The organism is Microcoleus sp. A6-C6 (assembly GCF_036705955.1).
Lineage (GTDB): Bacteria > Cyanobacteriota > Cyanobacteriia > Cyanobacteriales > Microcoleaceae > Microcoleus.
Map to the genome: position 1 here is coordinate 1 of NZ_JAUBVR010000019.1, position 21,369 is coordinate 21,369.

Annotated in this window: 17 protein-coding genes; 5 read left to right on the forward strand and 12 right to left on the reverse strand. The window is 45.2% G+C overall.

Annotated elements, in window-relative coordinates:
* Positions 1-80: 80 nt before the first annotated feature.
* Positions 81-560 (reverse strand): DUF1824 family protein, encoded by a 480-nt coding sequence (locus QUB52_RS10375; RefSeq protein ID WP_332975432.1) that lies wholly within the window; start codon positions 558-560, stop codon positions 81-83.
* Positions 561-776: 216 nt separating this feature from the next.
* Here QUB52_RS10375 and QUB52_RS10380 point away from each other — a divergent pair, with 216 nt between their 5' ends.
* Positions 777-1,712 (forward strand): polysaccharide deacetylase family protein, encoded by a 936-nt coding sequence (locus QUB52_RS10380; protein ID WP_265237312.1) that lies wholly within the window; start codon positions 777-779, stop codon positions 1,710-1,712.
* Between the two features lie 123 nt (positions 1,713-1,835).
* Here the strand turns inward: QUB52_RS10380 and rnc are convergent, their stop codons facing one another.
* Together rnc and QUB52_RS10390 are read right to left on the reverse strand one after the other, a co-directional pair.
* Complete coding sequence (rnc, locus tag QUB52_RS10385) at positions 1,836-2,549, reverse strand: ribonuclease III (protein WP_332975433.1); 714 nt, start codon at positions 2,547-2,549, stop codon at positions 1,836-1,838.
* Between the two features lie 150 nt (positions 2,550-2,699).
* Positions 2,700-3,200, reverse strand: coding sequence for an NYN domain-containing protein (locus QUB52_RS10390; protein ID WP_332975434.1), 501 nt, complete (start codon positions 3,198-3,200; stop codon positions 2,700-2,702).
* A gap of 832 nt (positions 3,201-4,032) precedes the next feature.
* On the opposite strand from QUB52_RS10390, the gene QUB52_RS10395 reads away from it, so the two are divergent.
* Positions 4,033-4,176: a chlorophyll a/b-binding protein gene (locus QUB52_RS10395; RefSeq protein WP_015176459.1), complete on the forward strand. Its 144-nt coding sequence runs from the start codon at positions 4,033-4,035 to the stop codon at positions 4,174-4,176.
* Between the two features lie 192 nt (positions 4,177-4,368).
* On the opposite strand, the gene QUB52_RS10400 is transcribed toward QUB52_RS10395, so the two are convergent.
* The 7 genes from QUB52_RS10400 to QUB52_RS10430 all read right to left on the reverse strand — a co-directional run bounded on the left by QUB52_RS10400 (position 4,369) and on the right by QUB52_RS10430 (position 12,273).
* Complete coding sequence (locus tag QUB52_RS10400; RefSeq protein ID WP_265237320.1) at positions 4,369-4,581, reverse strand: hypothetical protein; 213 nt, start codon at positions 4,579-4,581, stop codon at positions 4,369-4,371.
* Positions 4,582-4,686: 105 nt separating this feature from the next.
* A complete protein-coding gene (locus QUB52_RS10405; protein ID WP_265237322.1) occupies positions 4,687-5,049 on the reverse strand; it encodes a hypothetical protein in 363 nt (120 codons plus the stop codon).
* Between the two features lie 82 nt (positions 5,050-5,131).
* Complete coding sequence (locus QUB52_RS10410) at positions 5,132-5,524, reverse strand: response regulator (protein WP_265237324.1); 393 nt, start codon at positions 5,522-5,524, stop codon at positions 5,132-5,134.
* A 406-nt stretch (positions 5,525-5,930) separates the two neighbouring features.
* Positions 5,931-8,525 (reverse strand): PAS domain S-box protein, encoded by a 2,595-nt coding sequence (locus QUB52_RS10415; RefSeq protein WP_332976169.1) that lies wholly within the window; start codon positions 8,523-8,525, stop codon positions 5,931-5,933.
* A 168-nt stretch (positions 8,526-8,693) separates the two neighbouring features.
* Positions 8,694-10,940, reverse strand: coding sequence for a glycoside hydrolase (locus QUB52_RS10420; protein WP_332969960.1), 2,247 nt, complete (start codon positions 10,938-10,940; stop codon positions 8,694-8,696).
* Positions 10,941-11,253: 313 nt separating this feature from the next.
* Positions 11,254-11,493, reverse strand: a complete 240-nt coding sequence (locus QUB52_RS10425; protein WP_193975189.1) for a NifU family protein — start codon at positions 11,491-11,493, stop codon at positions 11,254-11,256.
* A gap of 129 nt (positions 11,494-11,622) precedes the next feature.
* On the reverse strand, positions 11,623-12,273 hold the full coding sequence (locus QUB52_RS10430) for a DUF3386 domain-containing protein (protein ID WP_265237341.1): 651 nt from the start codon (positions 12,271-12,273) through the stop codon (positions 11,623-11,625).
* A gap of 634 nt (positions 12,274-12,907) precedes the next feature.
* On the opposite strand from QUB52_RS10430, the gene QUB52_RS10435 reads away from it, so the two are divergent.
* Positions 12,908-14,434, forward strand: coding sequence for a PAS domain-containing protein (locus QUB52_RS10435; RefSeq protein ID WP_332973589.1), 1,527 nt, complete (start codon positions 12,908-12,910; stop codon positions 14,432-14,434).
* 642 nt (positions 14,435-15,076) lie between these two features.
* Here QUB52_RS10435 and QUB52_RS10440 read toward each other — a convergent pair.
* Together QUB52_RS10440 and QUB52_RS10445 are read right to left on the reverse strand one after the other, a co-directional pair.
* Positions 15,077-16,975 carry an ATP-binding protein gene (locus tag QUB52_RS10440; protein WP_332973590.1) on the reverse strand — a complete coding sequence of 633 codons (1,899 nt, stop codon included), beginning with the start codon at positions 16,973-16,975 and terminating at the stop codon, positions 15,077-15,079.
* Between the two features lie 757 nt (positions 16,976-17,732).
* Complete coding sequence (locus QUB52_RS10445) at positions 17,733-17,960, reverse strand: type II toxin-antitoxin system CcdA family antitoxin (protein ID WP_265237347.1); 228 nt, start codon at positions 17,958-17,960, stop codon at positions 17,733-17,735.
* A gap of 514 nt (positions 17,961-18,474) precedes the next feature.
* Between QUB52_RS10445 and lepA the strand changes: the two genes are divergently transcribed.
* Complete coding sequence (gene lepA / locus QUB52_RS10450) at positions 18,475-20,289, forward strand: translation elongation factor 4 (protein ID WP_332969959.1); 1,815 nt, start codon at positions 18,475-18,477, stop codon at positions 20,287-20,289.
* 446 nt (positions 20,290-20,735) lie between these two features.
* Positions 20,736-21,329, forward strand: coding sequence for a Uma2 family endonuclease (locus QUB52_RS10455; RefSeq protein ID WP_332973591.1), 594 nt, complete (start codon positions 20,736-20,738; stop codon positions 21,327-21,329).
* Positions 21,330-21,369 lie beyond the last annotated feature (40 nt).

Genomic DNA, 21,369 nt, shown 5'->3' on the forward strand with positions numbered 1-21,369 from the left:
TTCTTCCTTCTTCCTTCTTCCTTCTTCCTTCTTCCTTCTTCCTTCTTCCTTCTTCCTTCTTCCTTCTTCCTTCTTCCCAATTAATCAACAAATAAATCAAGAGGTAAATGACCGTAAGTCCCGCTAACTCCATCTTCCGAGGAAAATTGGCACGATACTAACACGCCCCGATAAGTTCCCGGATAGCCATCAACATAATACGAACCCTTCAAAGTATTAAACTTAATATAAACCGAACCAGTAAATGAAGCAAAAGCACTTGGATCTAAAACAGCTTGATATCCCAAAGCCTTCAAATAAGTTGCTAAAGCTGAAAAGCCCTCATCCGTCGAAGTAGCGCAAACTCCCAGCATTTGGTAATCCGACAAACTTGCTACCAGCAAAATCGCTTCACGCAGCGCCTGTTTTTCCAGCGGCGATGCTACAGATTGCATATCCAGACAAGTAAAATCTTTGAGGATTTGCTGTGCCGCTTCAACAGTCAGGGTAGTCGGGTTTTGAGTAGACATCAATTGCTCTGATATTTCCAAAAGTACGATCGACACTTGGGTACTCGTCAACGGATTTCTGCCATTGCAACCCTCGATGACAGCCGTAACACTCGCGCCAGCCCCGATTATAGCGCATTGTGGGTTCTGGAAATCAGTTTGGGCGATCGGGCTACTGCACCGCACACTCTACCTAGATTTCAAATAAATATCAAAAAAATGTCAAGTTAGCTGAATTTGCATCTATTAATGGTAGAGATGAAAAGCACACAAATTGGTAAAAAAAGTATGAGGCTCGATCAATTGCTAGAAAACATAAAATTTTTGAGAAGTTTTCTGTTTCGGCTCCTACACAAAGCCAAACTGATTTACTTATTGCTGATATTTGCTATCAGTATAGGTGTTTCTGGCTGGACAGTAGAATCTAATTTCATCAAAATCCCTTTAATCGGCTTTCACGACATTGTAGACACTCAAAATCCCGCCCAATTGCCACCGAAGCGGCTTGCTTTTTCCATAGACTACAGCAAACAAGATTTGTCAGTATTTTTAGAATATATAATGAAAGAAAACTATTGGTTATTATCATCTCAAGACTTGTACGTATACTTTATCGACAAGTCCCAGCCAATCCCCGCTCAAAGATTGGGTCAAAAACCGATTATGATATCCTTTGATGACGGGTATAAAGGCGTTCATGAAAATGCACTTCCGATCTTAGAAAAACTTTCAGTAGTTCACAACAAACAAGGCAAATTTGTGTTATTTGTAAATCCTCACTTTTTAGGTGTGAATATGGGCAAAAATTTTATAGCCCACACTACTTGCAACGATTTAAGAGACGGATATCAAAAAGGTTTTTATGACGTTCAGTCTCACGGTTTTACTCACAAAAATTTTACTCAAATTAGCGGAAAAGAATTAGAATTTGAAATTGCTAAATCTAAGTCTGAATTGAGAAAATGTATGGGAGATTTGGACAAAAATAAAGTTATTGGCGCTCACATCGCCTATCCCTACGGCGCATCAGACAGGGAAGTGGAAAAGCTTTTGCCTAAATATCATTTAACAGGCTTTTTGTACGATGACCATTTATTCAGAGTAAACCGACTGAAAAATAACTACCGCATTTCTCGCATCACTGTCGATAAAGATATGTCGCCTAGAGCTTTAATTCGCATAGCGAAAAGAGCTTCTACTCTGACAAAAAAAGAGTCGCTTTAGGCAGTATTTGGGGTTTTTCTATCTCCTTGATTGGGCGAGTTTATTTGTCCCCAGAGTCGGGGAGGCAGTTTTTTTTGTGTCATCTGGCAAAAAAGCTAGTAGTTTTTAGCGATATTTTCTAGTTTAGATCAGTCCGCGTTTTTTCAGCTTTGCTAGCGCATCTTCGGCGGCATTTTTTTCAGCATCTTTTTTGCTTTTACCTTTACCTTCTCCGTAAGATTTGTCTGCGACATAAACTTTAGCGAGAAATTGGGGCTGGTGGGGCGTACCTCCTTCTTGGACTGTGACGTATTTGGGCGGAGTCGTGTCACCGTTGGCTTGTACCCACTCCTGAAAGCGGTTTTTCGAGTCTACAGTCGATCGCGTTTCCACAACATTTTCGGGAACAGAATCAAACATTTGCCACACAAACTCGCGAACTTTGTCCATATCTTCCGTGTCCAGATAGTAAGCGCCAATGAATGCTTCAAAGGTACTGCTGAGCAAATTTGGATTAGTAATTCCACCTTCTCGATAAGCTCCTTTGCCGAGTCGCATTTTTAAGTCTAAACTGATTTCAGTAGCAAATCTGGCTAATTGTTTTTCATCTACTAATGCAGAACGGCGGCGAGTCATTTGATCTTCTCCCATTTCTGGGTGACGCTGATAGAGATATTCGCCGCTGAGAAATGTCAGCAAAGCATCGCCGAGAAATTCTAAGCGTTCGTTGTCTGCTTCGCGGAATGTGGGGTTTTCGTTGACGTAGGAACGGTGGGTTAGTGCTTGGCGCAGCAGTTTTTCATTGTTGAATTGGGGAATGGTTATTTGGAGTTCTTGTGTTTGGTTAGTTAATAGCATGGGAGTTGGATAATTGTGATTGATTTTGAAGTTTCGTGTTGTTATGTTGGCGGACATGAAAGAGCCGCAGATAGCGGTTGGCTTGGAGAATCTAGTTTATCAAATAAACTGGATTTTTGCTATCGGCGGCGGGGTGAATGTCTAGGAAGTTTAGGCAGTCAGTTTGTAAGTCTCGATCGACTTGGGCAATTCATCGACAAAGTAAAATCGATCGGCAAGCTTTTTCAGATTGTCGCTATCATTATTACCTTTGCGGGCAACAATTATTACCTTCTTACCCTTTTCTTGCAGCTTGCGAATCAAAATTTTACCGTAGCCGTCTCCCGATACAATAATAAATGTGTGTGGGTATAGGCTACTTGACCCCTCGCTACAGCAGTCGCCAAACAAATTAAAGTCTACAGCATTTTTGATTTTTACGGGTTCATGAGAACATTCAAAATTTAGAGAGCGTAAAGTTTCTTGTGCTGCCTTATTTCGTTGTTCCCAATAGTCGTAAACTTTTCGGTTGACTACATATCCAAATTCACTAGCCAAGAGCAATAATTCTGGGGCTAGTTTTAAAGTTGGGATGTTTTGATAATCCCAATAAATGGAAACTAAAGCTTGCTGTTGGTAGATTAATCCATTTGAGGTTCGATGAGCGTCCATGTGAGTAATTCCTAAAATTAGGTTGACTGGACAGCCTCGACATATCACGCATCTAGGATTAATGGAACGTTGCCTGTGGATTTGCTCAAAAATGAACATTTCCGCACCAGACAATCTGTTACCATAGAACACTTTGATTTTGTAGGGATTTGATTAGCGTCTTAGCTACAGGATTTATAGAACTGGAAGGAGCTTAGTAGCAGCCCGTTGAAGGGAAATCTAACTCTATAATGTTTCGGTTTTCTCAAGCTTGTATCAACTTGTTAACACGACATTAGACTTACTTTCCGCTCAACCGGGTGCTAGAAGCTTGTTCCAGTTCTATAAACCATGTAGCTAAGACGACTCAATCAACATTCCTTAACTTTGAATGCGATATTTAGTTTTAGCTCTGCCTTTACCATAACGTTTTAACTATTGGATGTCAAGTATTAAGTAAAAATTGTTTTTCTGACATCCTTATATATCTCAGCAAGGTTTTCGCCCACCTGATACCGCCAGTTACGCGCCCTCAGAAACCGGGTTTCTACGAGTTTTGGCGACGAGTCACGAGAAATCTACCAAGAAACCCGGTTTCTCGCCCACCTGATACCGCCAGTTACGCACCCTCAGAAACCGGGTTTCTACGAGTTTTGGCGATGAGTCACGAGAAATCACGCAAGAAACCCGGTTTCTCGCCTGACAAGGGCGATCGCCCACAAGCCCCTCGACCCATAGATTCATCCCACTTATCGCCAGCATTTGAAAAATAAATGTAAAAATATGTTGCAATGTTTCTGTTGTTATGTTAAGTTTAGTTACATAAGGTTGAAATTAAACGAGGTTTCTGGTCATGGAAAACAAAGACGCAAAAGTAGGCTTCACCGAGTTCGCTGAAACCTGGAACGGCCGTTTGGCAATGCTGGGCTTCGTTATTGGCTTAGCTACCGAGTTCCTCACCGGTCAAGGCATTCTCTCTCAAATCGGTTTGATGTAATCAGCTTAACTCCATACAATAGCTGTAATGTGTGGTGGGCGATCGACCCCCTTACAAGTGCGATCGCTCACCAATAAGCCCCCTTCATTGATAGTGAAGGGGCTTTTGCCTTTTTATTAAAAACTCAAACCGATGGCACAATCAAAAATCTTTTCCGTCTCAATATTTATATCGAGACTAACTCCAGCTTTCCTAAGCAATTCCTACTGAATTTAAAATCCTGACTTGAGGAATCAAAGCCGGAACCTTCACCAAACCATCCCGTTTGTGAGTCCGCAGGCTATTACCTAAAATCATCTCCGACAGATCCGGCATTTCCTGCCAGCAGCGCGAACAGAACCAATAAACGCGATTGTGGCGAGCGTGTCGGAGCAGTGTAGATGAGCAACAAGGGCAACTATTCATGGTATTTTAAACCTTCTTTAAGATATGGATCGATAACGAATTCATTACAGGGATTGACGAATGCCGGGGCATCTAAAATTCAGACATGACAAAAAAAATCTCTTTTCACTCAAAACTTTGAGCATCTCGCAAGTAGCACTTTTGCACGCCAAAAAGCAACACCATAATCAGAAGCTGAACAATCCAAGGGGCTAAAGAGAAACCCCAAACAAAGCAACCCAGTCCAGCCAAACCAACCAGAACAAAAATATCTTGAGAGGTTTGCCAGTAAATCCAGACTGCTGCCAGAGAAACTATCAGTAGCAAAATGTAAGCTGAAGGCATAATCGTCTTGTCCCAAGGTGTCTGCCAACAGTCAGGATCGATCCCTGACACTATGCTTAAATTAAAGCCCAAACCTGAAGAACTGATGAAGATCGGCAAGTTGTTACAAAAGAAAATATCATCCTGCCCAATTATATTCAGCATAAAAACCGAGCAGGCAGAATTTATTTTTTTTTGATTATAGAATTCAAGGTGTACGATCCTCTTCGAGGGCTGCGCTAACGACCTATGCTTGATCCCAGCCCAAAGCTTCAGCCACCTGAGTAGCCAAAGACATCGGTTCAAAAGGCTTAGCAATCACACTCACCACCCCCAAATCCGCGAACATCCGCCTGTCGCTAGCGAGAGCCTTAGCCGTCAGTAAAATTACCGGAATATGCTGGGTAGCATGATTAGCTTGTAACTGTTTAAAAGTAGTAGGCCCATCTTGGTCGGGCATCATCACGTCCAAGAGAATAGCATCAGGCTGTTCAGCCAGAGCCTTAGCCACACCCTCGCGGCCAGAACTCGCGGTCAGGACTTCCCAGCCACCCACCACCTCAAGACTGACTTGAGCCACTTCCCGAATATCTTCCGCATCATCAATCACCAAGATGCGCTTGGCAGTCAAAATTAACATTTTTTTTAACAATCAGAACTGATCACAGACTAGAGGCTAAATGTGAATATTTTGTAAAGCCAACTGTTTTACCCGATCGAACTTTACAGTAAATTTTCAAAACTGTATAGCAGAAGGCTTCCGAAGGAAGAAGGAAGAAGGAAGAGGGAAGAAGGAAGAGGGAAGAAGGAAGGCTTTAGTTATCGTCGCGAGAGCAGCAATCAACCGCAAGGGTTTCAGCAATTAAGAACGTCGTAACCGCCTTGGGCGTTGCTATACAACCGAGTCCCCAAAAATCCGCTTTTCGACTTCAAATCGCGATGTTTGCCCGCAGTCCATGATGGCATAAAAGGCTGAGATTGTTTGTCGATGACTTCAGCCAAGAATCTGCACAAAATGACTAACTGTGGGTAAACATGGGTAGAAATTAACTTTCACTCGCCAGCCCTTCCCTGATCACTGGCAGACTTAAGAAAAAAGTGCTGCCCTCCCCCAAAACGCTCTCCACCCAAATCCGGCCTCCGTGCTGCTGCACGATACTGCGACAAATAGCCAGCCCCAAACCAGTACCTTCCTTTTGGCGAGAATCAGAAGCATCAACTTGTTGGAAGCGTTCAAAGACCATCTCTAGCTTGTCCGCCGGAATGCCCCGCCCTTGGTCTTTCACAGTAATCAGGATTTCCGAACTCACTGCTACGTGCGGATTGATGCCGGTAGATTCAGGAGACGACACTGACTTCAACCCAGATTTTTCTGCCAAATCTCGATCGTGCGTCAACTCCCCGCTTAGCCAAATCGTAGCACCCGGAGGCGAAAATTTGATAGCATTACTGAGCAGATTTGTCAAGGTCTGAATTAGCCGATCGGGAATAGCCAGTAATTGCGCTCCCACAGGCCTCACCGACAGAGTAACTCCCGCCTGCTGAGCCATGCCCTGCATCTCCTCTGCCGCCTGCAACATCAACTCAGCGACATTGCAAGTTTGTTTGATTGCAGTGCTGTAATTAGAATCCATGCGCTCTAAATCCAGGATGTCGTTGATCAATCGCACCAAGCGGCCAGTATTAGTGACAGCAATCTCCAGCATCCGCTTGGCTTTCTGGGGGTAAGCCTCAAGCACTCCGCTGTTGAGGAGGCCGAGAGCGCCGTGAATCGAGGTCATCGGCGTGCGCAGTTCGTGGCTGACAACGGAGATGAATTCATCTTTCATGCGATCGATCGCCAGCCGATCGGTGATATCTTTAAAAGTCACCACAGCGCCAATAATTTCGCCTTGTTCTCGCATCGGAGCGACAACGTACTCAACCGGAAAACTGCTGCCATCTCGCCGCCAAAAAACCTCATCGGTGACGCGCCGCGCCTCTCCGTCTGCCAAGGTGGCTAAAATTTGAGAACTTACTGGGTTCGACAGTTGGCCCATCGCAGGTGCGGCGCTATCTGGGGGAAGTTGAGATGCGGAATTGATGTCTGTTAAAGATGAGATTTGCTCGATCGCCCGCGAGCATTCTGCCTGTGAACGGTGTAAGCTTTCATAAAGTGGTCGATCGATCAATTCCTTAGATTCGCAGCCGGTCATTCTTACCGCCGCCGGATTCACAAAAGTTACTTTTCCTTGTTTGTTCAACCCGCAAATTCCTTCTCCTGCGGAGAACAAAATCATTTCTGTTTGGTGGCGGAGTTGTTCGAGCGCTTTTTCGATGCGCTTACGGTCGCTGATGTCGCGAGCGATTGTCGAAATGCCCGTTAGTTTTCCTGTCGCGTCTTTAATCGGAGAAATCGTTAGGGACACATCTATCTGTTGGCCGTCTTTGCGCAAGTGTACGGTTTCGTAATGGTCAATGGTGGTTCCAGCCCGAATATTTTCCAGAATTTGGGGAATTTCCTTGGGGCGTTCGGGAATTGCTAAAATCTCGATCGACTTTCCTTTAATTTCCTGCGCACAGTAGCCGTAAATATTCTCTGCCCCGGCGTTCCAGCTTTGAATCGTCCCGGCGATGGTTTTTCCTATGATACCGTCATCGGAAGACTCGACAATGGACGCTAAGCGCACGAGTTCGTCTTGTGCTTGTTTGTATTCGGTAATGTCGCGACCCAAAATCACGATACTTTTGCGTCTGCCGTCGGGGTAAAATACCGGTACTTTAATCACATCATAGATTTTTACAGTACCATTCGATCGCAGAACCACTTCTTCTGTTCTAAAAAGCTTACCTTTTGCCCACGCTTCTCCATCGCTCACCTCGCACCCCTGTAGAGCCTCCCGGTAAAAACTGCTGAGTTCTCCTAGCTGAGAATCTGTGAGTCCGCGGTATTCATCTGCTGATAGCTCAAACAATTCCAATATCGCTTGATTTGCCTCCTGCCACCTGCCCTCGCCATCTTTAAAGCAGACAATATCTGGCATGGCATTCATCAGCAAATCGAGGTAGGAGTTTGATCGCAGTGCAGCTTCAACCTGGGCCCGCTTAGGGATTTCCTGTTGCAGGTTTTCGTTTGCCGTTTGCAGCGAATCGATTAACAAACTTTCGGTAAAAGTGCGTTCTTTAATTACTTCCTGAAGTCTATGGATTTCTAGGGACAATCGCCTGCGCGCCAACAAATTTTCTGCCCGTAAGTGCAGTTGGGTGGCATCTACGGGAGTTGTGATTAAATCGTCAATTTTGCCTTGGAGTTGTTTTGCTGTTAGAGAAAACGGTGGCTCAGAAACAGCCGATATTTGGGATTTTCTCAGGAGCAAAAACGGTAAAAATATCGGCTCGGTGGCAGCTTTTAATGCTTCTACCACCGGCCCAATGCGATCGAAATTTGCCTCGTCGAGAATGCACAAGTCAAAAGCGATTTTGGCAATCGAAAATTCGGAGCTTGGTTCGGAAGTGCGATCGAGTACGATCACCTCATGCTCGGTGTTGAGGTGTGCGATCGGCAAATGTTGTTCGAGGCGATCGACCAATAGCAAAATGCGGCTCATTAGCTTGATAATTTCCCAATGACTAATGATCTGATTTCCAATAAATTTACTCACTATCGGGTTTGTAATGAGGACTGAAGTCCTCACTACGAACCGGCGAAAATTATAATGCCCGTGCAAACGCAAACCCGATGATAACTAATAACGTTCGCGATCTCTTAAGTTCGCACTACTGACAACTGACAACTGTCAACTGTCAACTGTCAACTGTCAACTGACACTTTAAGGCATTCCGATCGCAATCAAAGCATCTTCCGGCATACAGGTAGAGTAACGCTCCCCTTCCGATAAAACCGCAATCAGCCTCATTTGCCAGTCCGGCGTAATATTCAAATCCGCCCAGGGCACTGCTACCTCCAAACATTTATCCAATCCCACTTGGGCGCGGCTGATGCGGGAATGCCACTCATCGCCCTCTCCTGCTTCCTGAAACCAAATCGATTTCGTCAGCAAATTAATCTCTAAATGATGGTGGAATCGATAGTTTAGCGGTGCTTCGTCGGGCAAACCAGACAGTGGCATCAGACTATTGTGCATTGTGCGATCGGGATAAAACCACAACAAATTTAACTCCGGCGGGCAATCAATACCCGGCCGCACCCCAGTCTTGAAGTCGGCGCGAAGGTAAAAATTCAAGTGATCAACCCCGTACCAAAGCCGCTGAATTGCCGAACTCCGGTGCATCGTGCCCCTTGCTCCCCCAACTTCAATCCGGCCGGCTTTGTCCCAATCCTGTTCGTTGCCGATACCGTCGATAATCGGGTGAATAAAGCTCAGCGGCTGGTGGTCACCTTGAACCTCGTGCACCTCTACTTCCCGCCACACTTCTAGGGGTACAGGCTCGCCCAGAGCTTCGTAGATTGCAGCTACGTGTTCGCGAAATAGCCGATCGAACATAGCATCTTGATTCGACGTGTGGCCCTCGCCAAACCACCAGAACCAGTCGGAACCTTCCGCCGCGAACAGCGCTTCCCAAGCTTCTGGATTGCTCTCTTCTGTGGCTTCTGGATGGTTTGCCAATACCTGTCTCGCCGCCCCTAACAAGTCCCAAGCGCGATTTTTTGCGGGATCGCCGATCCAAGTTGTCAGGGAACCGTCAACCCAGGAACCGGTGTGTAGTTGGGCGGCGGGTATGGTTTCGGTGGCCGGGAATTTGTCGAGAAATTCCGAGACTGTGACTAATTTGATATCTGGATTGTCGCTGAGAGTTTGATAGAGTGATTCTAAGAACGGTTTGCCGTCTTGGGGATAGAATTCCCAGCAATTTTCGCCGTCTAGGGCGATCGTCACCAACCACGGATTTTCTAAAGCTGTTTGGCCGTCGGGTTGTCGGTGTTTGAGAGTTCTGCCGATCGCCTCCAAGTGTCCCACCAAATCCGATGCTGCTTTTTCCGGTTCCATCGAACCGTAGGTAAAACCAATCAAATCAGACAATCTGTGGTCTCGAAATACGATCGCCAAATCGCCATCAGGAGTTTCTAGACGGTAAGGGCGATATAACAATTCTGGTTCACAGACATTCCCCGTCGCATCGCGGTTAAAAAAGTGTTTAATTGTCCACCCCAATACTGCCTCATCCGAGACTATCCATTTAAAGCCTTGTTTAGCAATATAGGGCAAAATTTCCGGGCTAACTGCCTGTTCCGACGGCCACAAACCCCGCGGTTCGCAATGGAACCTATCTTGATACATATCCCAAGATTTTCTCAAATGTCTGGGAATATCTTCTGCCCACTGAAACCGATGTTCTGGCAACGTCATGTTAGGAATCGCTATGCGGCCGCCATTGGTATCAGCAAGTAGCGGTAAAATCGGGTGCGTGTAGGGAGTTGTGGAGACTTCCAACTGTCCCTCAGCTTGCATTTTACGGTGCTGTGGAATGATTCTGGCGAGGATTTCTTTTTGTTTTGAATAGATATTTTTTCGGTCTACCAGATTGAAATTTTGTCCTTGTTTCAGCCACCCTGCAATCTCCGGGTCATCCCAAAACATTGGGTCAATCCAAGCTAAATTGTGCCACGCCAGCAAGTCGCCAAAATCCTGCACTTTCCAGTTTGCCAAGCACCACTGAATGCCTTTTTCCTGCCGCTGAGTGTAGAGTTGAGCGTAGCGGGGATGCGGCTGAATCAGGGTGTGGTAATTAGCATCAAAGAAGTGTTCTAAAATGAACTCTTGTTCTTCGATGTTTAAACTTTTTGCCGACTTTAATGTCACCGCCAAATAAGGGTCTAATGCTTGGTCTGCGATACAGTCTTCTATCTGCAAAATCAAGGAAGGAACCAGGTTTACGGTTTGATGCAGTTTGGGATATTTTGCCAGAAGCAGCACTAAATCCAAGTAGTCTTTAACTCCGTGCAAGCGCACCCAAGGCAGTCGATACTCGGATGCTCCTGCGCTAGCTAATACTCTGGATTTGTAGAGCGGTTGGTGTTGGTGCCAAATGAAGGCTACGTAAAGGGGATGAGACATTGATTTTGGTAATTGGTAATTGGTAATTGGTAATTTGTGATTGATATTAGGGAATTGATAATTGGTAACTGGTAATTGATAATTAGTGATTGATATAGCCTTTTTCAGAAAGATGAGGTACTATCCGGCATAGGGCATAGAGCATAGGGCATAGGGCTATCCTCACTTTTTTGAGAACCGCTATCTTCGGGAATTAGTAATTAGTAATTGTTAACAGTCAACAGTCAGCCGTCAACTGTCAACTGTCAACTGTCAACTGTCAACTGTCAACTGTCAACTGTCAACTGTCAACTGTCAACTGTCAACTGACTAATTACATTACCTGTTCGACTTCAGAAATTTCTGGGATGGCCTCGCGCAGGCGACGTTCAATGCCCATTCTCAGAGTCATTGTGGAACTTGGGCAAGAACCGCAAGCTCCTTGCAGTCTCAGGTGTACGACTGGGCCGTCGATTTCTACGAGTTCCACGTTGCCGCCGTCGGATATCAGGTAGGGGCGCATTTCATCGAGAACTGTTTCGACGTTATCTCTGGTTAGTGCTAGTGTCGTCATATTTTACCTCAAAAATTATTCGTACAATTGACTTAGTTCGATCGTACCGTTACTTGCTGCTAAATCCAGCAGGACTGACGCACAACTTCGATTCATGTAGGGTGCGCAGTGCGCACCTTACCTGTAACCCTAGACTACTGCTGGTTCTAGCATTTTGACGTTGGAGTAGTTAAACTCGGTTGTCGTTTCTTGACCTTTTTCTTTCGATCGCACTACTTGCTTAGTCATGACATAATAGTCGCCTATCTTGTCAAAAGTATCTTCAAATTCCAGTTCTCTAGTGATTTCGTTGGTTTCGGGGTTGCGGAAAACGGCATCGTAATGGCTGGCCAAAGAACCTTCAGGAGTCTCTAAGCTTTTGTGCGTGTCAATGACGAAAGCCATGCGGCCCATCACCCGGCTGACTTGACAAATTGACAGACCTCGGATTTTATAATTCGAGCCCATTGAGTCGCCTTGCACTAAAATATCCACAGCGTCGGTGCTGTCCTTCTCGCCCAGGGTGAAGCTATTTTTGCCGTGGGATTTTTCAAATGTCGATCGCTTGCGGTGAGTCACAATATCCCGCATTTGGGTGTAAACGCTCTGCTTTACTTCCTCATCTGCAATCCCGCTGACTTCCACTGTCATGTCTGGTTTGATGGAAACATGACCCGTATATACTTCGTTGCCTTGTTTGAGTTCAATATCGGCGCTGTAACCGGGAAAGTTGGCATCCCAGGTATAACGGTGTTCGTAAGCAGCGCGAAACAAATCGCGACCGTTGGCTTGCTCTGACATAAATTCCTCTTTGTGTTGACACCCATCTAGTTTAGCTTAACCGCTGGCTGCCCCCACATTCAGTGCATAGGCGGGTTCCCGACTCTGGCACGAGCACTTCTTGAGGCTGCTGCTGCGATGTTGATCTTAGCGCAACAAAAATTTACTTTCTGTCTCGGTTGCTATAATTTGAAAAATAAAGTCATAATATGGCTAGTAATTAAAATCACATTCCGCGCATGGCTCTCCTGGGTTTATGATGTATACGGTATCAAGCACAACTGTTTGTGATTCTATGATGCCCTCGGAGTAAGGATATGCGGTTTTCTTATCACCACAAAATCAGGACAGCCTTCCGCATTTAGGGTGTCACACGGTATAATTATTCGGAAAATATCGATTTTTCAAGTGATAAATTATGCCTTTGCTAAAATATTTATCATTTAAAATGTATAATATAAGTATAATTTATAACTTAATATATCAATAAAAGTAAGTAAAAACCGATTGTGACAGTTGAGGGTGCCGAAGGTGGGATTAAAATCACATTCGATCGCCTGACAGCAGTCTTAGTTATGGGTTATCTTAAAAAAAAATTCTGTCCGCTTTTAAGATTTTCCACCTGTGGCAACTATTCGGTTCCCTAATTAATAAAATGCTAGAAACACTTTACAAATACTTAGAAACGTTGCAGGAACAAGTTAACCATTTGCCAACTCCGCAACAGGCGATTTTAATAAAAACCGTGGAAAATCTGTCAAATTCTTTGCAGGAAATGGCAACCATTCCCCAGTTTGAAAGCGTGACTAATAATGCAGCAAAGTTAGTTGAGGCAGAAAATTTAAATCGACTTTTGGAACGCACAATCGCGCAGCAAAGAGCGCAAATCAGACAGCTACAGGAGAAATTGGACAAAGAAATCAGTCAGCAGCGCCGGCACAATCAAGCATTAACTAAAAGTGAAGCAAAACTGCAAACTATACTGCGTAGTTCTCCTGATCTAATTAGTATTATCGCCTCCGACGGGCGAGTCCGATACCACAGCGGAGCCCTAGAGCGAATTTTTGGTTACAAGCCCGAAGAGAGAATTGGCAAGTTTCATGGCGAGTTGATTCATCCAGACGATTTGCTGACTTGGCAGGCATATTTTGGCAAGTTGCTAGAAAAGCCAGGAATTGCGGGGCCGATCGAATATCGGAAACGCCACGCTGACGGTTCTTGGAGGTACATGGAGGCGATCGGCAACAATTTGCTTTACGATTCTAGTGTGCAGGGAATTTTGATTAATTATCGCGAAATTGGGGAACGCAAGCAAGCAGAAATCGCCATCCAAGATTCGCAACGGCACTACAAAATTATGTCACAAATTACTTCGGATTTTGCCTATTCTTTTCAGGCACTTCCCAACGGTAACTTTGTTTGTGAGTGGGTAACGGAAGCTTTGGCGCGCGTGAGTGGTCATCTTCCTGAAGAATTAATTGCGTCGGGCTGGTGGAGTTCAAATATCGTTCACCCTGATGACAGGGAAATGTTAATTAAACAATTAGAAGGCTGTACTTCTAGAAGTATGGGGGTCAATGAGTATCGCATTGTTAACAAAAATGGTGGTGTGCGCTGGGTGCGGGACTGCTGGCAAGCGGTGTGGGACAAAACTGAAGGGCGGGTTGTTCGTTTGTGGGGTGCTTGTCAGGAAATTACCGATCGCAAGCAAGTAGAATTGAAACTGCAACTCGCGGGCGGAGTTTTGCAAGCACAAATTGGATCAGCGCCACTAGCGATTAATTGTACCAGCAATGACGGCCGTACTCTTGTCTGGAACCGCGCCGCCGAACAACTTTTTGGCTGGACTGCGGCTGAGGTTTTAGGGCAACCATTGCCGAATATTCCTGAAGGGCAAAAGCAGGATTTTTACGCGCTGCTGAAGTCTGCGGGTAATGGAAAACCGGAAAGCGGTTTGGAAGTGTCTTTGTTAAAAAAGGACGGTAGTTCGATCGATATTTGGGTTTGGGCTGCACCCGTGCAAGATGCGGTTGGCGAGATTTTCGGCAGTATCAACATATTTTCTAACCTTTCAGAACGCCAGCGCATACAGGAGGAACGCCAAAAACTAGCAGCAGTGAAAAATATGGAAGAACCTTTTTGGGCGCGCTATGTCAGCCCTCCACCAACCAAGAAAAAATAGGGCGATTGGTAATTTCGTCAAGCACAAGTTAAAAACATTAAAAGTGCGAAACTGCCATCTTATGCTGGGAATATCATTTCCGGTAAAATAATCTATTTGATGGGGTTAGTTCGATCGCACATCATATAGCCTTTCTCAGAAAGATCGGGTAGGCATAGGGCATAGGGCATAGGGCATAGGGCATAGGGCATGGGGCATAAGGCATAGAGCCTACCTCATTTTTTTGAGAACCGCTATAGGATAAGTATACCAGATGCTACGTTTGGTAGTTGGTATGCTGTGCTGCACAAAACCCTAATTACCTAAAAATAATTGAGTAACCAGCCACCGAATTTATTAACCAAAGCACAGGGGATTTAAGCCCCCACCTTTAGGTGGATTGTTTTTAGGCTGGGGCTTAAATCCCCTGCCTGAAAACTTCGCTGTCAACTGTCAACTGTTAACTGTCAACTGTTAAGGAATATATAGATGCAAGTGTCATATTTTCCAGGCAGAAGACTTGTCTGCACGGTAAATATTCGACTTTTTGAATGCGGGACTTAAATCTTTACTGGTGCCCAGATTCCTCCTTGCTCCTGACAGCAACTAACTCCCTTGTTGCTTCTTGCTTCTTCCTTCTTGCAACGTCCAGATTGCCGATGATTAATTTTTAAAGAGCGGTTCTTGATAAAGCGGGACGGTAAAAGTAACAGTTGATCCGAGTCCTTCCCCCATACTGTAAAAATTTACTGTACCGCCCATTGCTTCTATCAGCTTTTGAGAAATAGCCAATCCCAAACCGGTGCCGCCGTATTGCCTGGTACGATCGCCGTCTACCTGAAAAAATGACTCAAATAATTTATATTGCTTGTCCAGAGAAACCCCAATGCCAGTATCAGCGACTCGGATTTTCACGATTCCGGGGAACTCCTGGTTGTTAACAGTCACTTTTTTCTTAATAACTTCGGCACTAATGCGAATTCCCCCTTCCTTGGTAAATTTAATCGCGTTTCCAGTGAGGTTCAAGATTACCTGAAGCAGGCGTTGGTAGTTGGCGTACAAAATAATCTCCTCCTCGGCGGTAGATGTTTGGATTTGAAATTGCAATCGCTTTTGCTGCACTTGAACCATCGTAAAATTCTCTACTTGCTGCAACAGTTCGCCTAGTTTGACAGGAGCGAGATCTAACTCCATTTTGCCAGCTTCGATTTTAGCGATATCCAAAATATCGTTAATCACATTGAACAAGTGTAATGCCGATTGATAAGCTTCTGTGATAAATTGGTGCGCTTCTTCGGGGTCATCTGCCATGCCATCCATCACCAGTTTCAGGAAGCCGAGAATGCCGTTGAGGGGGGTGCGGAGTTCGTGGGAAGTATTGGCAAGAAATTGACTTTTCAGTTGGGAAAGAGCTACGGCTTCGGCGCGGGCTTGTTCTAATTCTTGGTAAAGTGTAGCGTGGGCGATCGCGCTGCCGACTTGGGCGACTAATTCGCGGGCGAATTCGAGTTCGACTGGACTCCATTTTGGGGAACTGCCGCAGCGGTGCAAGCAGATGAGGGCATTGGGTTGGCCTTCATAGGAGGTAGCTGCTACGAGGACGGAATGGCGATCGAAGCGATCGACAATGGGGGATGCGTAATCGACTGCTACGGGTTTTAAGGTGGCTAAAGTTTGAATCCATCCCGCCTGTTCGGCTGCGCGCAGTTCTAGTCCCAGCATCGAAGAGTAAGATTCTTGGCGGTACTCAGCTACTATTTTAAAGGTTTTGGATTGGAGATTTTCGATTTGATCGGCAGACAGCGGGGGCGATCGATCGCTGGTAATTGATTGTTGTAATTCGGCTGTTGGGACTGGATATTTTTGGGGATTTTCTGAGGGAAGAAAGTCCGAATATTCGAGGTTTTCGCTGTCTTTTTTGGAGGAACAGATGATGCAGCGGCTCGCGTTCAAGACTTGACCCAAACTGTTAGCTGTTTGTTGCCAAATTGTCTCTAGATCGAGGGTTCTGTGCAGGTTTTGAGCAATTTGGGAGATGATTGTGCGATCAATTTTTGAGTAGGGAGGGAGCGATCGACTGCGGTTGCGGCTTGCGGGAAGCAGCATTTGTTGGCGCGCGTCGGAGGGGGATGGCACAGCTCGATAGAGCATGAATTCTGCGGAATCTGGTGGCCTGTCTGTGGGTTTGTCAGACAGCAGTCTTCCCATAACTAAGACTTTTGTAGCTTTGCCGTTGGAGTCGATCGCGGGAGTGACTGTCAAATCTAACAGAAAATATTGTCCGGCGTGGCAAAATGGATAGCTGAACCTTTGCGGGACGAGGGTTTCTAGCACCCTGCGCAGGCGATCTAGATAAGGTACAGGGGCGATGGGTTGTAGGGTTTCGCTGAGGGGGCGATCGACAATTTGGTCTGCTGTGAGGTTGTACTGATCGGCTTTTTCCCAGTAAAAAGATAGATATCTACCCCTTGCGTCTTGGGTAAATACTAATTCTGCCCCTAACTCTTGAAAAAATGCTGTAGAGGCGAGGCTCGATCGCCGGAAATCGGTGTTAGAGTCCATCAGAGTTGGGGATGAAAGTAGTTCAGATTTTTGAGTTTTGAAATTTAAATGCAAAAATCAATACTCAAAATTGTTTTGGGCTTCGACGGTTAAGTTGTGAGTTATGGCAGAAGAAAGTTCGGCAACGAGCAATGTACGGGATTTAACGGATAGGAGGAAGTTCGGCAACGGATTTTTTAACGGATTTAACGGATGTCACGGATAGAAGGAATTGACCGTTTATGTTTCAGCAATTAAGAACTTCCTCACCGTCTGGCGCGGTTGCTATATTAATTAATTAAAAAGTTGTTGGCTTTTTAATTGATAATTCACAGCTCAACACTCACACTTCACAACTATTTTAGGCTGATACCATTGAGTTTTGAGTTATTAATGAACTCAAACAATATTAATTATTTAATTCAGAACTCAACTCAAAACTCACAACTATTTATTGTCAGCTATTTTGGGGAATCAAAAAATACAAATTAAGATTTAGGAATTAGTAGTCTGCACTGATTAACGATCTAGTTTGAAAATTCCACCAAAATTTTAGGCTGCGGGTAACTCAAGTCGGGGACTGGCTGGCGTTTTTTTGCCGTCACAAGAGAAAAGTTCCCAGGTTGTGAGTTTGCCCCAGATTGCTCCGAACAACCTGTATTTCGCCCTGAAATCTGCCGGAGATCGCAGCCAGAGTTCGCGCGGGCGAATTTCACACCCAGCAGATTTGCACCCAGCAGATTTGCACGCGCTGTATCGGGCGAGAGAGGACAGAACCTCAGTCGTTCCACTCGCCACGGGGCGGGACTGGAGGGTTGCGACGCAAGCTCATAGCCTGATCGTCTTCGCGACGCTCGCCTCTGAGCCACTGCTTGATTGCTGTTTCAATGACTTTGCTGGGGTCATTCGTCAGGTGCTTAATTTGGTCTAGCAGTTCAGAATCTATATGGATAGATAGTTCCACTTTTTCTGACGAACTGTGGGATGGTATCCTTGACTCGCTCATAGTTAAAAAGTCCTAGTTTTAATTCTTAAGTTTCAATTCCTTCTAGGAATTTACGCTTTTTTGTTGTGAAGGAAGTGATGCCCGATCCCTGGTAGAGATGCACAGCGGATCAAAACCTATACTTTTTAGATCCTTACCGTCCCGCTTCCGTTATTTGACCAAATTATTTGCTTATTGTCAAGCGCCAGCAACTTCTCAGTAATATTTTTAAGTTGACGATCGCCTTTTATAGAATAACCTGACTGGACTGGAGGTTTGAGGGCGAATGTTGGCGATCGGCGATATTCCCAACCGTTCAACAGCTTTTTGTACAATCACAGAGATCAATTTTTTTTCTCAGCAGGGCGTTTTGACTGAAGTGTGGTTGATGAACATAGCATAAATATAATGGATCTGTCAACCCACCGCCGATAAAAAATTAAATTGGATCTAAGTCTCTAAATGACTATAAATGACTGTAGATTGAATGAAGTTTTATAATACAACAAAAGTCAATCTTTTGCCGATAGGTTTTATGACAAACGTTCCTGTATCTCGCATTCGTAATTTTTCGATTATTGCTCACATCGACCACGGAAAATCCACCTTGGCCGATCGCCTGTTGCAGCAAACTGGGACTGTCCAAGCACGGGAGATGAAGGAGCAGTTTTTAGACAATATGGATATCGAACGTGAACGTGGCATTACGATCAAGCTGCAAGCGGCTCGGATGAATTACACTGCCAAGGACGGTCAGGATTACGTGCTGAACCTGATCGACACTCCCGGACACGTTGACTTCTCCTACGAGGTTTCGCGATCGCTCGCTGCTTGCGAAGGGGCGCTGCTGGTGGTAGACGCATCTCAAGGCGTGGAAGCACAAACCTTGGCAAATGTCTACCTTGCCTTGGGAAATAATTTAGAAATTATTCCGGTTCTAAATAAAATTGACCTACCGGGGGCGGAACCGGAACGGGTTAAAGGGGAAATTGAAGAGATTATCGGTCTGGACTGTAGCGGGGCGATTGAGGCTTCTGCTAAGGAAGGAATTGGTATTGATGAGATTTTGGAGGCGATCGTCGAATTGGTGCCGCCGCCGCAGGATACTGTTGATAAACCGCTCAGGGCGCTAATTTTTGATAGTTATTATGATGCTTACCGTGGGGTAATTGTGTATTTCCGGGTGATGGACGGAAGTGTCAAAAAGGGCGATCGGGTGTTGTTGATGGTTTCGGGGAAGGAATATGTCATCGATGAATTGGGCATCCTTTCACCGACGCAAGTGCAAGTAGATGAACTGCACGCGGGGGAAGTTGGTTATCTGGGCGCGGCAATTAAGGCGGTAGCTGATGCTCGCGTCGGGGATACGATTACTTTGGTCAAAAAGCCTGCATCTGAGCCTTGGCCGGGTTATACAGAGGCTAAACCGATGGTTTTTTGTGGCTTATTCCCGATCGATGCTGACCAATTTCCAGACTTGCGGGAAGCTCTAGAAAAACTGGAACTCAACGATGCGGCGCTTTCCTACGAACCGGAAACTTCGAGCGCAATGGGATTTGGTTTCCGCTGCGGTTTCTTGGGTTTGCTGCACATGGAAATTGTGCAAGAAAGACTTGAAAGAGAATACAATTTGGATTTGATTGTTACGGCTCCTTCTGTAGTTTATCAAGTCACAACAATTAAAGGAGAAGTGTTAACAATTGACAATCCAAGTCACTTGCCAGATCCTCAGTATCGGGAGAAGATTGAGGAACCTTATGTGCGGGTAGAAATGCTGTCGCCGGAAACTTATGTGGGCGCGCTGATGGAATTATCTCAAAATCGGCGGGGCATTTTTATGGATATGAAGTATCTGAGTCAGGGGCGGACTACGCTGGTTTATGAGTTGCCTTTGGCGGAGGTGGTGACGGACTTTTTTGATCAGATGAAATCGCGATCGCGCGGTTATGCGAGTATGGAGTATCACCTGATCGGTTATCGCGAAAATCCGTTGGTGAAATTGGACATTTTAATTAATGGCGATCCGGTTGATGCTTTGGCGATGATCGTACACCGGGATAAGGCTTACAATGTTGGCCGGGGCTTGACGGAGAAACTCAAGGAGTTGATTCCTCGCCACCAGTTTAAGGTGCCGATTCAAGCGACTATTGGCGCGAAAGTGATTGCTTCGGAACATATTCCGGCTTTGCGGAAGGATGTGTTGGCGAAGTGTTACGGTGGTGATATTTCGCGGAAGAAGAAGTTGCTGCAAAAGCAGGCGAAGGGTAAGAAGCGGATGAAGTCTGTTGGTACTGTGGATGTGCCGCAGGAGGCTTTTATGGCTGTGCTGAAGCTCGATCGCGATTCGTAGTTTGTGTGAGGAGGGCGATCGCGCGTGCGATCGTCTGTTGCCCATTTAAATTGTAGATTCGGGACGATGCTCAGAGCAACATCCCACAAGAAAAAACAATTGTGGGATGGGCTTCTAGCCCGTCCTAACTCTTGGAAGCACGGGTGGCCAGAAACCGGGTTTTTTAGGGAAATCCATAGGTTCCAGCCCGTAGAATTGGTAAAAACTCGGTTTCTAGGTGTGGAAGTGCGATCGCGAATTGATAGACATCTTGCACCATTCTCAATTATCCCACTCTGGAGTTAGCAAGCCCGTTATAATTAAGGGCATAATTGTTACTTGAATTTATTCTTATGAATACTCAAATATTACTAAAACCGTCGTCAAAATTAGCTGATGTTTCCTTGACAGTCCTCATAGAAGAATATGATAAACTGGAATCAGTCGATTAAAGGAGAGAGTTGTGTATGATCGCGCAAGTTCAAACGAAAACCTACCAGGCTGAGGAATATCTAGAATTGGAAATCAATTCTGAAGAGCGACATGAATTTATCAATGGGGAGATAATTCTGATAGCTGGTGGCACACCAAATCATAGCGAAATTACGAGCATCTTAAATTCTGTATTGAGAGTAAGTCTCAAGGGTAAACATTACAGTATTTTTGCATCAGATCAACGGCTTTTGGTTCCGCAGTTTAACAAATATACTTACCCTGATGTGATGGTAGTAGCGCGCCCGATCGAGTTACAATTGGGACGGACGGATACAATTACTAATCCTGTGCTGATTGCGGAAGTGCTTTCTAAAAGTACCAAAGCTTATGATCGCGATGAAAAGTTTGCGGCTTATCGCAGTATTCCGAGTTTTCAGGAGTATTTATTAATCGATCAATATCGGCTACAAGTGCAGCAATATTCTAAAATTGACGCGAATAAGTGGATTTTTTCGGAATATAGCTGTGCGGGCGATCGAGTTTCCTTAACTTCTATTTCTGTGGAAGTTGTGCTGGCAGATTTGTATAAAAATATTGACTTTGATGTTATACCTAATCCGGCTTAAATATCTAGGCGAATTAGGCTTGTTTAAGAGCGGTTTTAAC

What these genes read in the sequence shown, in the direction of transcription:
- QUB52_RS10380 (WP_265237312.1), top strand. Translation starts at nt 777, where the DNA reads ATGAGGCTCGATCAATTGCTAGAAAACATAAAATTTTTGAGAAGTTTT.
- rnc (WP_332975433.1), bottom strand. Translation starts at nt 2,549, where the DNA reads ATGCTATTAACTAACCAAACACAAGAACTCCAAATAACCATTCCCCAA.
- QUB52_RS10390 (WP_332975434.1), bottom strand. Translation starts at nt 3,200, where the DNA reads ATGGACGCTCATCGAACCTCAAATGGATTAATCTACCAACAGCAAGCT.
- QUB52_RS10395 (WP_015176459.1), top strand. Translation starts at nt 4,033, where the DNA reads ATGGAAAACAAAGACGCAAAAGTAGGCTTCACCGAGTTCGCTGAAACC.
- QUB52_RS10400 (WP_265237320.1), bottom strand. Translation starts at nt 4,581, where the DNA reads ATGAATAGTTGCCCTTGTTGCTCATCTACACTGCTCCGACACGCTCGC.
- QUB52_RS10405 (WP_265237322.1), bottom strand. Translation starts at nt 5,049, where the DNA reads ATGCTGAATATAATTGGGCAGGATGATATTTTCTTTTGTAACAACTTG.
- QUB52_RS10410 (WP_265237324.1), bottom strand. Translation starts at nt 5,524, where the DNA reads ATGTTAATTTTGACTGCCAAGCGCATCTTGGTGATTGATGATGCGGAA.
- QUB52_RS10420 (WP_332969960.1), bottom strand. Translation starts at nt 10,940, where the DNA reads ATGTCTCATCCCCTTTACGTAGCCTTCATTTGGCACCAACACCAACCG.
- QUB52_RS10425 (WP_193975189.1), bottom strand. Translation starts at nt 11,493, where the DNA reads ATGACGACACTAGCACTAACCAGAGATAACGTCGAAACAGTTCTCGAT.
- QUB52_RS10430 (WP_265237341.1), bottom strand. Translation starts at nt 12,273, where the DNA reads ATGTCAGAGCAAGCCAACGGTCGCGATTTGTTTCGCGCTGCTTACGAA.
- QUB52_RS10435 (WP_332973589.1), top strand. Translation starts at nt 12,908, where the DNA reads ATGCTAGAAACACTTTACAAATACTTAGAAACGTTGCAGGAACAAGTT.
- QUB52_RS10440 (WP_332973590.1), bottom strand. Translation starts at nt 16,975, where the DNA reads ATGGACTCTAACACCGATTTCCGGCGATCGAGCCTCGCCTCTACAGCA.
- QUB52_RS10445 (WP_265237347.1), bottom strand. Translation starts at nt 17,960, where the DNA reads ATGAGCGAGTCAAGGATACCATCCCACAGTTCGTCAGAAAAAGTGGAA.
- lepA (WP_332969959.1), top strand. Translation starts at nt 18,475, where the DNA reads ATGACAAACGTTCCTGTATCTCGCATTCGTAATTTTTCGATTATTGCT.
- QUB52_RS10455 (WP_332973591.1), top strand. Translation starts at nt 20,736, where the DNA reads ATGATCGCGCAAGTTCAAACGAAAACCTACCAGGCTGAGGAATATCTA.